This is a genomic window from Paenibacillus sp. 2TAB23, assembly GCF_052115165.1.
GTDB lineage: Bacteria > Bacillota > Bacilli > Paenibacillales > Paenibacillaceae > Pristimantibacillus.
Genome location: NZ_JBFRGD010000002.1, coordinates 267,891 through 282,405, shown reverse-complemented (window position 1 = coordinate 282,405; position 14,515 = coordinate 267,891). Strand labels below are relative to the sequence as shown.

Below are 14,515 nucleotides of genomic sequence, written 5' to 3'. Positions count from 1 at the left end.
TCTAAACACAGCTTCGCCGCCCCTATCAGGGCGGCGAAGCATTGGTACGTATAATTTCCGTGCAGTTCTACTCTAGATCTTCGAACTCTTCGTCGTCTTCTTCCTCAGCTTTGAAGTTAGCTTGAGTCGCTGCTGCCGACAGATTGCTCGCATCCCGAATCTGCTTCTCGATTACTTCGGCAATATCTTTATGGTCTTTCAAATACTGCTTTGCATTCTCTCGGCCTTGGCCAAGACGCTCCCCATTATATGAGAACCATGCGCCGCTCTTCTGTACAATATCCATTTCAACGCCAATATCAACAAGGGTTCCTTCTCGCGAAATTCCCTCTCCGTACATAATATCAATTTCGGCCTGTTTGAACGGTGGTGCCACTTTGTTCTTAACAACCTTGATACGGGTCCGGTTACCAACCATGTCGTTGCCTTGCTTCAAGGTCTCAATACGGCGTACATCCAGACGCACGCTGGAATAGAACTTCAATGCCCGGCCTCCTGGTGTTGTCTCAGGGTTACCAAACATGACGCCAACCTTCTCACGAAGCTGGTTGATAAAGATTGCAATCGTCTTCGATTTGCTAATTGCACCCGATAGCTTCCGCAATGCTTGTGACATCAAGCGGGCTTGGAGACCGACGTGAGAATCACCCATGTCGCCTTCAATCTCTGCTTTCGGTACGAGTGCGGCAACGGAGTCGATAACCACGATATCAACCGCACCGCTGCGAACAAGCGCTTCTGCAATTTCTAGAGCTTGCTCTCCCGTATCCGGCTGTGAGAGCAGCAGCTCATCAATATTCACACCAAGCTTGCTTGCATAGAGCGGGTCTAACGCATGCTCCGCATCGATAAATGCAGCTTGTCCGCCAATGCGTTGAACCTCTGCAATCGCGTGAAGCGCAACTGTCGTCTTACCTGATGATTCCGGTCCGTATATTTCAATAACACGTCCACGCGGCAAGCCGCCTATTCCTAAAGCGATATCAAGAGCAAGTGAACCGCTAGGCACGGTTTCAACTTGCATGTGTGTAGATTCTCCCAATTTCATGATGGAGCCTTTACCAAATTGTTTCTCAATTTGACGCAAAGCCATTTCTAGTGCAGCGCGACGATCCGACAAGAAACTCACATCCTTCTTTATTTATAATGTTATGATACCTTTTTTCTTCCGGGATGACAAGCATTTTTTCGAACATACATTCGCCTTTTTGCTTCACCCCTAGTTATGGACATAAAAAAACCGCAGCAAAGTAATCTTCGCCACGGTTCTTCCGGTAACTGTCTTTTATTATAACGGGCTGTCCGGCAATTGACAAACATTATTTATGACAGTGAACCGGAAGCAAAAGCCCGTGCATTTTAATTAGATCGTTTATTCTCTGTTAAGAGCGAGCCATAACCGGTACAATGCCGATTTCACAGCACGAAGCCTGATCATGCTTCTGCCGCCGCTGAGATTTAACGTAAACACCTCAGTAGCCCTCCCGCGCTGCGAAATCCCCACATACACTAGTCCGACAGGCTTGCCCTCGGATTCAGCCGGACCGGCTACGCCAGTCAACGAGACCCCGAAGTCTGCATCAGAGAGCTCCCGGACGCGCTCTGCCATGATCGCAGCTGTCGAATCGCTTATCGCGCCGGGCGCCCCCTCGCCTTCAAGCTGCGTGAGAGGAATGCTTAATAAGTGATGCTTCATTATATTCGTATAAGTGACAACACCGCCTACATACTCTCCACTGCTCCCAGGAACGTTCGTAATGAGCTCCGCCAGCAAACCCCCGCTAATGCTTTCCGCGCTCGCTAGCTTGCGTCTCGAGGCTCTTAGAAGGTGTATAACCTCTTCCTCCAGAGGGATGTCCTCCTGCGCGTATAGGAATTCGCCAACTAAAGCCTTGATTTTGGCAACCGTTTCGTCTATTTTCAGATCAGCGTCGATAGCCGAGCCCGCTTTGGTGGAAACACGGATCGATACCTCGCCTTCCTTCGCATAGGGAGCAATGGTTGGGTCGATCTGCCTGTCAATCAACGGAATCAGCTTCGCTTCCAAATTCGATTCACCAATACCCGCGAACTTCAAAATGCGTGAATAAAGGGGATCCGCTGCCCCGAGCTCTGCGCGCAGCCATGCTTCTCCTGCGCCGTCCATCATCGGTTTCATCTCGCGGGGAGGACCAGGCAGCAGCAAATATAACGTTCCATCAACAGATAACCCGTTGCCGACGGCAAGTCCTGTCGTATTCTCAAGCGGCTCTCCACCTTCGATCATAAGTGCTTGCCTGCGATTGCTCTCCACCATATGAATGCCTCGGGAGCTGAACATATGCTCGATTTGAGCCATTGAAGGCTCATGGATGAGAAGGTTTCGGTTCAGGTATTCCGCTAGTACATCCTTTGTAAGGTCGTCCTGCGTCGGACCTAGTCCGCCAGTGAATACAAGCAAGTCAGCACGGCTGCGGCCAATTTCTATCGCTTCCCTCAGCCGTCCGGCATTGTCGCCAACTACCGTTTGAAAATAAACATCGACGCCGAGTCCGGCTAATTTCTGAGACAGGAACTGTGCATTCGTATTTACGATTTGGCCAAGCAGCAGCTCCGTCCCGACCGCTATAATTTCTGCTTTCATTATTCGATATCTCCTCCACGTCTAATTATAGGCTGGCTTTATGCCATATAAGCAAAAGCATCTCCCCGTCATACGGAAAGATGCTTTAACTTTATTCTACCGGAATCAAATGCTTATTCTTCAAAAAATAATCGATGCCTGAGTATACGGTAATGGCCGCAGCCACCCAGCTAGCAATGACATCAAATGGAAAATCAATAAAATTAAATGGGAAGTTGTTAATCAATAGCGCGATAATCATCGTGATTTGAATCGCGGTCTTCCATTTGCCCCATGTGCTGGCCGCCATAACTGAGCCTTCTAGGAGCGCAATTTGGCGAAGACCTGTCACAGCAAATTCCCGGCTAATGATAACGATCGCAATTAGCGCGTTCAACTTATCCATCTCAACGAGCGAAATAAGGACAGCGGCAACGAGCAGCTTATCTGCCAGCGGATCGAGCAGCTTCCCTAGATTGGTTACGATTTTGTTTTTGCGGGCAATGTAGCCGTCTAACCCGTCTGTGCTTGCCGCCACAATAAAAATGAGTGCCGCTGCGATTTGATTGTATGTAATGGAGAAGTCTGAAATGCTAAACGACCCCAGATCCACTTTAATAAGCAGAAAAAACATAATAACCGGCACCAAAAATATTCTGGCAAGCGTTATGCGGTTCGCCAGATTCACGCTATTCCCTCCTCGGATCGATCTAACTCATAGGTGTGCGATACGCGAACCATTTGTTCATGAATATGACCGGAAATCTGCTTCGGCTGTAGAGCGTGCGCAGAGCAACCTTGAGCGTCTGCATGTGTGCTTTCTCTCATTTATGTATCCCCCAGATCCTACTGTAAAGCTATCTCAACAAGTATAATACATGAAAATACACGTGTCAAAAGCAGCTAAAGCCTCATTTTCAACCATGCTGCACCTAAATGAAAAGCTCCGTTTCTCGAATTCCGACGAAACGAAGCTTCGTTATTACGAGCGATAATTGGTAAATTGCAGTTCTACTGGAAGATCCGCTTCGCGTAGAAGCTTCATGACCGCTTGCAAATCATCCAGGCTTTTGCCCGAGACTCTGATTTGATCGCCTTGGATCAAGCTTTTGACCTTAAGCTTCGAATCGCGAATGAGGATATTAATCTTTTTGGAAACATCCTGCTCGATGCCTTGTCTAAGCTTAATCCGCTGCCGAACGGTATTGCCGGAAGCACCTTCAATTTTACCGTAATCCAAGTTTTTGATTGGAACCCCGCGTTTAACCATTTTGGATAGAAGAATGTCCAGCACGTTTTTCAGCTTGTAATCATCCTCTGACGCTACGACAAGCTCTTCCTTCTCAAGCGCAATGGAGCTTTTGCTACCTTTAAAGTCAAACCGAGTCTCTATCTCCCGCTCCGCCTGCTTGATTGCGTTAACTAATTCTTGCATGTCAACTTTAGATACGATATCAAATGCATTTTCTGAAGCCATAAAAAACCTCTCCTTTGTTACAGTGTTCATTATTGTGATTGATTCGTTTCGTTAGAGGGCGTGATTGTTCCTTCAGGTGTTTCACTGCCGCCGGATAACGGCTGCAGCAAAACCTTTTTGGAAGTCGCACGATCACCGTCAGGTACCAATACGCCATCTACCTTTATTTCAATTAGATCAGCTCTACCCACATTTATGTAGATAACACCGTTTAGATCAAACGATTCGGTTGTTCCATCTTCAGCATTTTTGGAATACAGCTTTTCTCCCTTATTGCTTTCCGTACGAACCTCCAGCCAGCTTCTGCCGCCTGTAACTTTCACTTCAACCTTGTGTGGCTTACCAGCTGGGCCAATATCGTATTGATCCGCCTTGCCAACCTTGCTGCCGAATACGACCGTCGTGGGCGCTTCAGTCGGAGTTGGAGCAACTGGCTCGTTTGTTGGCGCATTTGTGCTGCCGCCGGCAACCCCGTCCTCATTCTTGACAGGGGACTCCGAGGCGTCTGTAATATCCGTACTATTATCGACTTGTTTCGGTCCATCCGAATCCTTATTGATCACATACACCCAAATAACGACCACGATGAGAATCAGAAAGGACCACATCATCACGTTAAAGCCGATTTTGCCCAAACGCTCTGAGGATTGAGACTTCACTCGCCGCGGCGACCTAACGACCATTGGCTCAGCGATTTGCTCAACTGGTGCTGCAGGCACCTCATGCTGATACAAACGAAGCACTTCGTCGGGATCGAGACCAACAGCCTCTGAGTAATTTTTCACAAATGCCCGTACGTAAAACGGACCTGGTAAAACCGTATGGTCACCACTTTCGATTGCTTCCAAATACCGTTTTCTGATTTTTGTTGTTTCTTGAATATCGTCCAGTGTTAATCCGCGTTGGTCTCTCGCCTTGCGAAGTAATTCTCCCAAATCAGACATGAGACGGCCTCCTTCCAATTAGAAATCGTCTGTATAGTTAGCTGTAAAAGATTCGTAGGATATTTCTTCATCTGGCGTATTGCGCAGTTCCACAATAATGTCAAAATGGCTGTAATCGAAATTGGATTCCTTAATAAAAATATCCGGATGCTCAATAACCTTTGTGGACGGCATAGCCATAATCTCTTGCAGTAGGCCATAATGCTTCTCATTGGAGCGAATGGTACTTACGATTCCGTCGATGATAAAAATATTGTTTGGCTGCATTTCATCCTCGGACAGCTGACTCCTAACCGTTTGACGCAGCAAGGTGGACGACACGAATGTCCAGCGTTTATTCGAACAGACGCTGCCAGCTATAATGGATTCTGTCTTGCCAACGCGAGGCATCCCACGTAATCCAATAACCTGATTGCCATCACGTTTAAACACCTCGCCCAAAAAATCAACTAAAATGCCGAGCTCGTCGCGCGTGAACCGGAACGTCTTTCGATCGTCTGAATCCCGTTCGATATAACGTCCATGACGAACAGCCAAAATATCAACAATTGTTGGCGTTCTCAATTTATTAACCGTAATATTATCCACTTTCTGAAGCATCTTACCAAGCAGCTCGATTTTCTCGTCATCATCCGTTTGAAGGAGCATACCCCTAGTCCGATCCTCAACGCCATTGATGGTCATAATATTGACTTCCAGCATACCGAGCAATGACGCGATATCTCCAAGCAAGCCAGGCCTGTTTTTATGTATTTTGTATTCCATATACCATTGTTTCGACTCCAAAGCTGTCACCGTCCTAAAACTGTTCTTATAGAAGTATGTAAATGATGGATATGTACGTCATGAAACATAATTCTACAATTTTCGTCACAATCCTGCAACCCAAAAAGAAACATTGCAGAAAAGCCTCCTGTTGGGAGGCTTTCCTGCTTCTGCTTCTACTTGAGGAGAATGACGACTCGGTAAAAGAACAACTACGATTTCTCGACGAGCTTAACCATAAGGCAAGAAAGCGTTTTTCGTTCTGCCTCGTCACCGACATCCCATAGTTGCTTCAATACGCGTTCTTCCTCGTTTTTCGGATCTACCTTCTCATCGAGAAAGGTACCGATTTCGTAAGCCAAGCTTGAAATCGTTTCTTCCGTCATGCCGATCTTTTTCGCTTGTGATACACGGTCTGCCAAGAAATGCTTCCATGTAGCAAAATTAGAAAGGACAGTTGACATGTTCTCTCGCCTCCTAAAGGTATAGAAAAGAATCATCAACAGTCATATCATGCGTAAAAGTATCTCATATTATGCAGTAGGCTTGTCCGAATTCATACCTGTTTAACTTTAGGTGTGCCAGCCGCCATTCGGACTAATGACTTGACCCGTAATGTAAGAAGACTCGGGCAGCGCAAGAAAATATACGAGCGATGCGATTTCCTCCGTGGAGCCGAATCGCCCGACAGGAATTTCTTGTTGGATTGCTGCCTTTTCTTCGGCGTTGAAGCTATCCATCATCTCGGTATCAACAGCGCCGGGGGCAACGGCATTAACCGTGACCCCTGTAGGCGCGAGCTCCTTGGCAAGTGCCTTCGTGAATGCATTCATACCGCCCTTTGTTGTAGAATAGAGCACCTCGCAGGAAGCGCCTGACATTCCCCAAATGGAAGATACGTTAATAATTCGTCCATATCGCTGTGCAACCATATTCGGCATAAATAGCTGCGAGCACAAGAACATGCCTTTAAGATTAACGGACATGACATTATCCCATTCCTCTTCCGTAACATCCATGAGCATGCCGTAATGGGAAATGCCGCCGTTATTCACCAAAATATCAGGAAGCATCTGTTGGCTCTCCAATTTGTCTCGCATTCGCGCGAGCTGCTCTTTTGAGCGCAAATCAGCAGAGATCGTTAGCACATTGGCACCTAAAGCCATGCATGTTCTGGCGGTTTCATTAGCGGTCTCGTGGGACTCCAAATAATGAATGACAATATTGACTCCTTCTGCCGCGAAACGTTTGGCAATCGCTGCCCCGATTCCGCGGCCTCCCCCCGTAATCAATACCGTCATTTGTTGGAGCGTCTTCATGCCGTCGGTTGTTCCACAATCGATACGGCCAATTGTTCAAAGTCGAAATGCTCGCGCAGCCGGGCGTTCACGTCTTCAATGGTGCATTTCTCATAAAAATCCAGCACGTCGAACATATCGCTGTCACGGAAGCGGTATCTCGTAAATTCACCGGCAATCGCTTCTGGGGAGTTAAGCATCCGCAAATATCCGCCGATTTTTTTCCGTTTAGATCTCTCGAACGCGGTCGGCTCGATGCCGCTAGCCAATGCTGCTTCTACCGCTGTACGGAACTGCTCGATTAATTCATCTGAGCTGCGTGTGTCGCCGCCGATAACGGAGAATGAATAACCCGTGCTAGAGTTGTATTCATGTCCGAAGGAATCCGATATAAGGTCCGCTTCGTACAGCTGCTGGTAAAGCTTAGAGCTAGGACCAATTAAAGCTTCCAGCATCAGCTTTGTCGTTACTTCCTGCCGGAGAAGGGCTTCGCCGGTCAATCCCGTCCGTTTATCTTTAAAGCCAAGCATGCATTTAGGTAGTGAGACCGGCAGCTCGGTTACTTTTCGTTTTATTTTGACCGATTCCGGTTCATCGTCAAAATAACGTGAAATAGCATCCTGCGGCTCGATGTTTTTGGCCTTTTGATTGTCGCGAACCAGTTGGAACACTTCTTCCGCTTGAACGCCGCCAACGACGAACAACAGCATATTGGAAGGGTGGTAAAAGGTTTCATAGCACTGGTAAAGCATTTCCTTATCAATCTGCCTGATGGACTCAACCGTGCCGGCAATGTCAATATGAACCGGATGCTTATGATAAAGCGCATCGATCAGCCCGAAATAAACTCTCCAATCCGGATTATCGCGATACATATTGATTTCTTGCTCAATAATTCCTTTTTCCTTATCCACATTGGTATCCGTGAAATAGGGGTTCTGAACAAAATTAATCAAGGTTTCCAGATTCGCATGAATTTGTTCGGTTGCCGAGAACAAGTACACGGTGCGATCAAAGCTCGTAAAAGCGTTGGCAGAAGCCCCTTGGGAAGCAAAGACTGCGAATATGTCACCAGTCGGCTCCTCAAACATTTTGTGCTCAAGGAAATGAGCAATTCCGTCAGGCACCTTAGCAGGTGTTTGGCTGCCAACTGAAAAATGATTGTCTACCGAACCGTATTTCGTTGAGAACGTTGCATAAGTTTTATTGAAGCCTTCCTTTGGCAGCACGATCACTTCAAGCCCGTTATCAAGCACCTCGCGATATAGCGTTTCCTGCACGTTAGGATAGTTAAGGGTTTGCATCGTTATGCCTCCTTCCGATCACGCAAAAAGTAAATCGTATCCAGCTGCACGCCTTCAGCTACTTTGACAATGTCTGCTGGCGTGACCGCCTGTACCTGCTCCAGCAGCTGATCTGCGCTTCTGTGCTTGCCGGTGAGTACGCCGTTGAAATCGTAGGCGATCATTTCGTAGGCGGAGTCCTGAAGCTCCCTAAGGTGATTCGAAATCATCGCTTTCGTCTGATTTAACTCCAGCTCCGACAAATTGCCTGCGCGCATGCTTTCTAGCTGTTCTTTAATGATGACAACGGCTCTGTCATAATTAGCAAATTCAATACCGGATTGAATCGTACAAAGTCCCTTATGGCCATCAAGCCGGGAAGCCGCGTAATAGGCTAAGCTCTCCTTTTCCCTGACATTCAGAAATAGCTTCGAGTGCGGATAACCGCCTAAAATACCGTTATACATCAGCGCAGCAGGATACTCGTCATCAACATATCCTACTCCTGTGCGAAGTCCTAAATTGAGCTTGCCTTGGCTTACTTCCATCCGCTCGGTTACTTGCTTTATTTCTTTGACTTTATGGTGAACATTAGGCGTTGCATAAGACGATGGAGAGCCTTCCTTGAGCTTGAATGCGTGCGTAACGAGCTCCGTAACTTCAGCCAGCGTTGTGTCTCCCACGACATACAAATCAAGCGCAGCCTGATCCAGCCATTGTTCATACTGCACGTATAACGAAGCTGGTGTAATGGAATCAATCTCCGTCAGCTTGCCAAGCGGATGAAGGCGATATGGCTCATCCGCACACATTTCTTCGAGACAGCGCTCGGCAGCATACCTTATTTTATCGTTTACGATTGCTTCTAAACGCTTTTTAAGCGTGATTTTCTCGGCTTCTACATATTTCGAGTTAAATGCATCTTTTTCAAGCAAAGGATCCGTAACGACATCGCCTAGAAATTGCAGCGATTCAGCAAGCAAAGACGTGCTCGAAGAGACGAATGCGTCATTTATAACGTCCATGCGGAACTGGACGATTTGGGAATCGCCTCTTTTATATACATCAAATCCGAAACCTGCTCCATATAAATCATCCAGCTTTTCTCGGAAGCTGATCGTTTCAGGCAAATCGGCAGTACCTCTTCTCATTACAAACGGAAGTAAAGCAACCGGGGTTACCGTTGCTTCATCAAGTGTAAGTCCCGCAAATAAGGAAATAGCAAACGTTTTGAATCGTTTTGTAGGCAGTACATGCAGCCTTATACGCTGCAGCTGTCCTCTTTCAAATGTGGTCACTCGGTTTGCTCCTTTCATCGGCGCGTTATAGAGTAAATCTATTCCAGTAGACAAATCACTATACCATTCTAACCTATAGGAAATGGAAGAAGCAACCACTGCTGCTTATGGCAGTAACGGCTGCTTCCTCTCGTAAGTGTCCTATAGTTACATACAAAAAATATGTTTGCCGATCGTCTTAATTTGTGTCCTTGTCCATATCCATTTCGATGTTGCTGTGTCAGGGTTAAAGTAGTAAATGCAGCCGCCGGTTGGATCCCAGCCATTGATTGCATCTTCAACCGCTTCCCTAGCTTTTGCATTTGGCGTGAGCCAGATTTGTCCGTCTGCAACCGCAGTGAACGCGCCCGGCTGGAATATAACGCCGTATATCGTATTAGGAAAGCTTTGCGATTTCAGACGGTTGATAATAACAGCTGCAACAGCTACTTGTCCTACATAAGGCTCGCCGCGCGATTCTCCATATACGGCATTAGCCATCATCTGCAGGTCATTCTCAGTCAAGCCTAGACGGTTGGACTTGGCTATCGTCGACCCTTTGTCGGTTGAACTTGCTGTTTCCTTGCCGCCCGCTCCCGAATTAGCTGCTGGCGGGGCTGCTGCAGTCGGCTTCCAGCTCTTAGTAGCTTCCCAAAGCTTAAGCTTTGTTTTTGCACCGACAACGCCATCCGACTTCAGACCAAATTTCCACTGAAACCAAGTTACCGCGTTTTTAGTTCCCGTTCCGAACTTCCCGTCTACTTCTCCTTTGAAATATCCGAGGTGCTTCAGTCGTCCTTGAAGCTCGTTTACGTCTTGTCCGGAAGAGCCTACGGTCAAGGTAGCGTTGCTAAACGTCTCCGCAGCCTTCTCCCGATCCCCGTGCAGCATCGTAAAGGAGCCAAACAACAACAGCACGATAATCGAGGTTGCCAGAATCAAACGATTTCTCATGATGGGATCTGCCTTTCTCTTGCAAGTTAGTTCGCTTAAGGTAGCGTTACCTAACTTTAGTATGAGAAATTCAATCCGCTTCTATGCACTTTATACCGTATTCGGCAATCAGCAGGGATTATGAGCTAACTTTCCCAGCTTGGAATTGATCCATTGTGATCAGAACTTCCCTTGGCTTGCTTCCTTCGTATGGACCCACGATAGAGCGTGCCTCCATCTGATCGATCAGCCTTGCCGCCCTTGTATATCCAATTCTCATCCTGCGCTGCAGCAGCGACACAGATGCTTGCTTTGCTTCAATGATAATCTGAACGGCTTGATCATAGAGTTCATCAAGCATTTCATTCCCTTCCGCCGTTTCTTCTTCAACCTCCGGCACAAGATCTTCCTTGTACTCAGCCTCTGCTTGGCCCCGTGCGAAATTAACGAGCGTCTCAACCTCCTGATCCGATAAGAAAGCGCCTTGCACCCTGATGGGCTTAGACATGCCAACTGGTAAAAACAGCATATCACCGCGGCCCAGTAGCTTCTCCGCTCCGACCATATCCAGAATGGTACGAGAATCGACTTGGGAAGATACGCCAAACGCAATGCGTGAAGGTATGTTTGCTTTGATTACGCCGGTAATAACGTCGACAGACGGCCTCTGCGTCGCAATAATCAGATGAATGCCGGCAGCACGAGCCATTTGGGCTAAGCGGGCAATTGAATCTTCTACATCATTGGCAGCAACCATCATCAAATCGGCTAACTCATCCACGATTACAACGATATATGGAAGAACTGCCGCAGGGTTATCCGCCATTAACGTGTTATAACCTTCAATATTACGTGTAGCAGATTTTGAGAAAAGCTCGTAGCGGCTCTCCATCTCCACGACGATTTTTTTAAGCGCAAGCGAAGCTCTTTTTGGATTTGTAACGACAGGCGCTAGCAAATGCGGAATGCCGTTATACACATTAAGCTCGACCATCTTCGGATCGATCATCAGAAACTTAACTTCATCCGGAGCTGCTTTGTACAAGATACTTGTAATAATACCGTTAATACAAACCGACTTACCAGAGCCCGTGGCTCCAGCTACGAGCAAATGGGGCATTTTTGCCAAGTTCCCGACAATAGTCTGACCCGAAATGTCACGTCCGAATGCAATGGACAGCTTGGATGCAGCATTCTGGAAAGTGGCCGTTTCCATTACCTCACGCATCGTCACGACGGATACTTCCATATTCGGAACCTCAATGCCGATAGCCGATTTCCCGGGGATCGGAGCTTCCATACGGATATCCTTAGCGGCGAGCGCTAAAGCGATATCATCCGTTAATCCCACAATACGACTAACCTTTACGCCTGTCGCCGGCTGGACCTCATAGCGTGTCACGGCTGGTCCTCTAACCACATCGAGCACCTTCGCACGCACGCCGAAGCTTTCTAATGTAGCTTCCAGCTTCCTTCGGGAGTCGTACATGTCCGTTGCATCAGCATTTTTGCTCATTAGGTTCGGCTTCGTCAGCAATGAAAAAGGCGGCAGCTGGTATGGCTTAACGGTCACAGCTTCCACCGTAGATATTGGACGACGCGGTACCGCTTGCACCTGATTATCATCCACTACCAGAGCCTCTGATCCAGTTTGCAAATGTTCTGATGCTTGCTCGGATACATCGGGCTCTTCGTTAATTTCCGAATCATCTTCCCAATCATCTGAATCGGATGATTGCATTGACTCCTCAGCTCGAATTGGCGCAATACCGTTCTCGGTCCAAGGCGCTTCATCTACGGCCTCTGGTAAATCGGGATCAATAATAAAGCCTTTCTCATCGTTAACCCACGGTTCTGATTGCGTATGTTCAAGCTCATTTGGAATGGAAGCATTATGTATGTCTGTGCCCGATTTTTCCCAAGGCGGTTCTATCTCGTTCAGCCAGGCTGGCTTGCTACCTGTTGCTGTCTCAGTACTGTTTGGCTCAAATATCCAATCATCAAGTCCTTCCTCTTTGGCATCCGACTCCTCATTGTCAGCATTAGACCGCCATGAGAAAAATAAGGATCTTCTTTTCTTAGGTGGAGCTGCTACGTAATCATCATGCTCGTCATCAATTGTATCATCGTCGTCCAAATCTCCTTGTCCTGCGCTTCCATTTGCTGCAGCTGACGCTCGAATCGTGGATCGCTTGGCCCATTTGGCCGCTAGCAGCTTAAACATGCGCGTACCACGGCTGCTCACTATTCTTCCCAGCTCTACGTAAGATTTGCCTGTCATAAGCATGATCGAAATCGCAAACATCACGAACATAATGAGTTTCGCACCATAATAACCGAATAATGAGAAAAACATTGCGTATTGAATTGCGCCTACGTACCCGCCGCTGATTTCCTTATCGCGGATAGGCAAATCGTTCTCTACTGGTACACTTATTAATAATAGCTGCAGATCACTGCTTAACTGCCTAAATATCAACGTTCCGGTGAGTTCCACGGTAGGACTAAGTTTTTGTTCAATTTCAGAGATGGAGCTCATCAATGTGAAAGCAAGCACCAAAATAAGCAAGCCTGTCCGCTTATTCGTCCAGCCTTTTGGCCAAGCTCTCTTGATCATTACCGTTAATCCAATTACGATACCAACTACTGCGAGCACAAAATAAAACTTGCCGAGCACAAGTCCAAATAATTTGGATAACGAGCGCCCGACAGCCGCTTCCCCGGAGAGAGCTATGATGGAGATTGTAATAAGCAGTATGCCGTATACTTCGTATTTTAGGTTAGTACCTAATGATTTTCTTCGTCTCTTTTTTTTAGCCAATTCGGTCACCTCTGGTAAAAGATTATACCATAGGTGGGCAATTGTTCCTATGAGACATTCGTACGAACATCCGTTTGGCGTTATTGGTATTGAATGATAGTACCAGGCGTGAATTTCGGGTTCAAATAATCATCTAGGCCACATTCGATTAACCTTACAATTTTCCCCATTCCAGGAGCAATGGGAATGACCTGCATTTTTACTCCGCTTGTCCATATCTCCTGCATGTCTTCCCTGTCGTCATTAAATCCTTCAAGAACGACTTCTAGAGGCATATTCGTATAAAGCGTCATTGGAGTGTCACCGCCACTTTGCTTTGCTTGGCCGCTTCTATTCGATTATTTAGCTCTTTGAGCGCTTCTCCTAAACCGCCAACGGCATCAATTAGCCCGTGCTTTACCGCATCAGAACCAATGACCGTCGTACCGATATCACGCGTGAGCTCCCCTGTCTTGAACATCAGCTCTTTGAAGATATGCTCGGACACATTAGAATGCGAGGTTACAAAACGTACGACACGCTCCTGCATCTTATCCAAATACTCAAACGTTTGCGGGACTCCGATTACTAATCCGTTCAGCCTTATCGGGTGAATCGTCATTGTCGCGGTTTCTGCGATAAATGACATATCTCCTGCAACAGCGATCGGGACGCCAATGGAGTGACCGCCGCCAAGGACAAGGGTGACCGTAGGTTTCGTTAAAGATGAGATCATTTCAGCTATGGCTAGTCCTGCTTCCACGTCACCGCCGACTGTATTGAGCACAATAAATATGCCTTCGATTTTATGGTTTTGTTCTGCTGCGACTAGCTGAGGAATAAGATGCTCGTACTTGGTCGTTTTATTCTGTGGCGGCAATACAAGGTGGCCCTCTACTTGCCCGATAATCGTCATACAAAATATGTTTGATTCCGTCATTGCCGGTATCGCGGTCTGACCTAGCTGTTGAATCGTTTCAACGACAGCACTTGCTTTCCTTTTCTCATCTGCATTTGGTTCGGGCTGCTCAGCCGTAATATCCATACGTGAATGCCAATACATGTACAATCCCCCTCTTGTGATATTGCTTGTCATAGTATGGGGTCTCTCGTCGAATTTATGCAGTTGCCACGCG

Annotated in this window: 14 protein-coding genes; all 14 read right to left on the bottom strand. The window is 47.1% G+C overall.

Features of this window, described 5'->3' with window-relative positions; all coding sequences use genetic code 11:
• Positions 1–67: 67 nt before the first annotated feature.
• Entirely contained in the window at positions 68–1,120 is a 1,053-nt protein-coding gene (recA, locus tag AB4Z29_RS04055) for a recombinase RecA (RefSeq protein WP_053375788.1), read from the bottom strand.
• Positions 1,121–1,372: 252 nt separating this feature from the next.
• Positions 1,373–2,623, bottom strand: a complete 1,251-nt coding sequence (locus tag AB4Z29_RS04050) for a competence/damage-inducible protein A (RefSeq protein WP_441941811.1) — start codon at positions 2,621–2,623, stop codon at positions 1,373–1,375.
• A gap of 91 nt (positions 2,624–2,714) precedes the next feature.
• Positions 2,715–3,290 (bottom strand): CDP-diacylglycerol--glycerol-3-phosphate 3-phosphatidyltransferase, encoded by a 576-nt coding sequence (gene pgsA, locus AB4Z29_RS04045; RefSeq protein WP_169083019.1) that lies wholly within the window; start codon positions 3,288–3,290, stop codon positions 2,715–2,717.
• Positions 3,291–3,584: 294 nt separating this feature from the next.
• Positions 3,585–4,079 carry a YajQ family cyclic di-GMP-binding protein gene (locus tag AB4Z29_RS04040; RefSeq protein WP_183561621.1) on the bottom strand — a complete coding sequence of 165 codons (495 nt, stop codon included), beginning with the start codon at positions 4,077–4,079 and terminating at the stop codon, positions 3,585–3,587.
• A 29-nt stretch (positions 4,080–4,108) separates the two neighbouring features.
• Positions 4,109–5,023, bottom strand: a complete 915-nt coding sequence (locus tag AB4Z29_RS04035) for a RodZ domain-containing protein (protein WP_441941810.1) — start codon at positions 5,021–5,023, stop codon at positions 4,109–4,111.
• Positions 5,024–5,041: 18 nt separating this feature from the next.
• Positions 5,042–5,809, bottom strand: a complete 768-nt coding sequence (locus tag AB4Z29_RS04030; RefSeq protein ID WP_138751528.1) for a DUF3388 domain-containing protein — start codon at positions 5,807–5,809, stop codon at positions 5,042–5,044.
• 191 nt (positions 5,810–6,000) lie between these two features.
• Positions 6,001–6,252, bottom strand: coding sequence for a DUF3243 domain-containing protein (locus AB4Z29_RS04025; RefSeq protein ID WP_183561625.1), 252 nt, complete (start codon positions 6,250–6,252; stop codon positions 6,001–6,003).
• Positions 6,253–6,360: 108 nt separating this feature from the next.
• The gene (ymfI, locus tag AB4Z29_RS04020; RefSeq protein WP_441941809.1) at positions 6,361–7,107 is read right to left on the bottom strand and encodes an elongation factor P 5-aminopentanone reductase; all 747 of its coding nucleotides are present in this window, start codon (positions 7,105–7,107) and stop codon (positions 6,361–6,363) included.
• On the bottom strand, positions 7,104–8,390 hold the full coding sequence (yfmH, locus tag AB4Z29_RS04015; RefSeq protein ID WP_441941808.1) for an EF-P 5-aminopentanol modification-associated protein YfmH: 1,287 nt from the start codon (positions 8,388–8,390) through the stop codon (positions 7,104–7,106). Before yfmH ends, ymfI begins: the two co-directional genes overlap by 4 nt.
• Positions 8,391–8,392: 2 nt before the next feature.
• Positions 8,393–9,685 (bottom strand): EF-P 5-aminopentanol modification-associated protein YfmF, encoded by a 1,293-nt coding sequence (gene yfmF, locus AB4Z29_RS04010; protein WP_441942011.1) that lies wholly within the window; start codon positions 9,683–9,685, stop codon positions 8,393–8,395.
• A gap of 129 nt (positions 9,686–9,814) precedes the next feature.
• Positions 9,815–10,600, bottom strand: a complete 786-nt coding sequence (sleB, locus tag AB4Z29_RS04005) for a spore cortex-lytic enzyme (protein WP_441941807.1) — start codon at positions 10,598–10,600, stop codon at positions 9,815–9,817.
• A gap of 118 nt (positions 10,601–10,718) precedes the next feature.
• Entirely contained in the window at positions 10,719–13,400 is a 2,682-nt protein-coding gene (locus AB4Z29_RS04000; RefSeq protein WP_441941806.1) for a DNA translocase FtsK 4TM domain-containing protein, read from the bottom strand.
• A gap of 80 nt (positions 13,401–13,480) precedes the next feature.
• Positions 13,481–13,693: a YlzJ-like family protein gene (locus AB4Z29_RS03995; RefSeq protein ID WP_441941805.1), complete on the bottom strand. Its 213-nt coding sequence runs from the start codon at positions 13,691–13,693 to the stop codon at positions 13,481–13,483.
• Complete coding sequence (locus tag AB4Z29_RS03990; RefSeq protein ID WP_441942010.1) at positions 13,690–14,424, bottom strand: ClpP family protease; 735 nt, start codon at positions 14,422–14,424, stop codon at positions 13,690–13,692. Before AB4Z29_RS03990 ends, AB4Z29_RS03995 begins: the two co-directional genes overlap by 4 nt.
• Positions 14,425–14,515 lie beyond the last annotated feature (91 nt).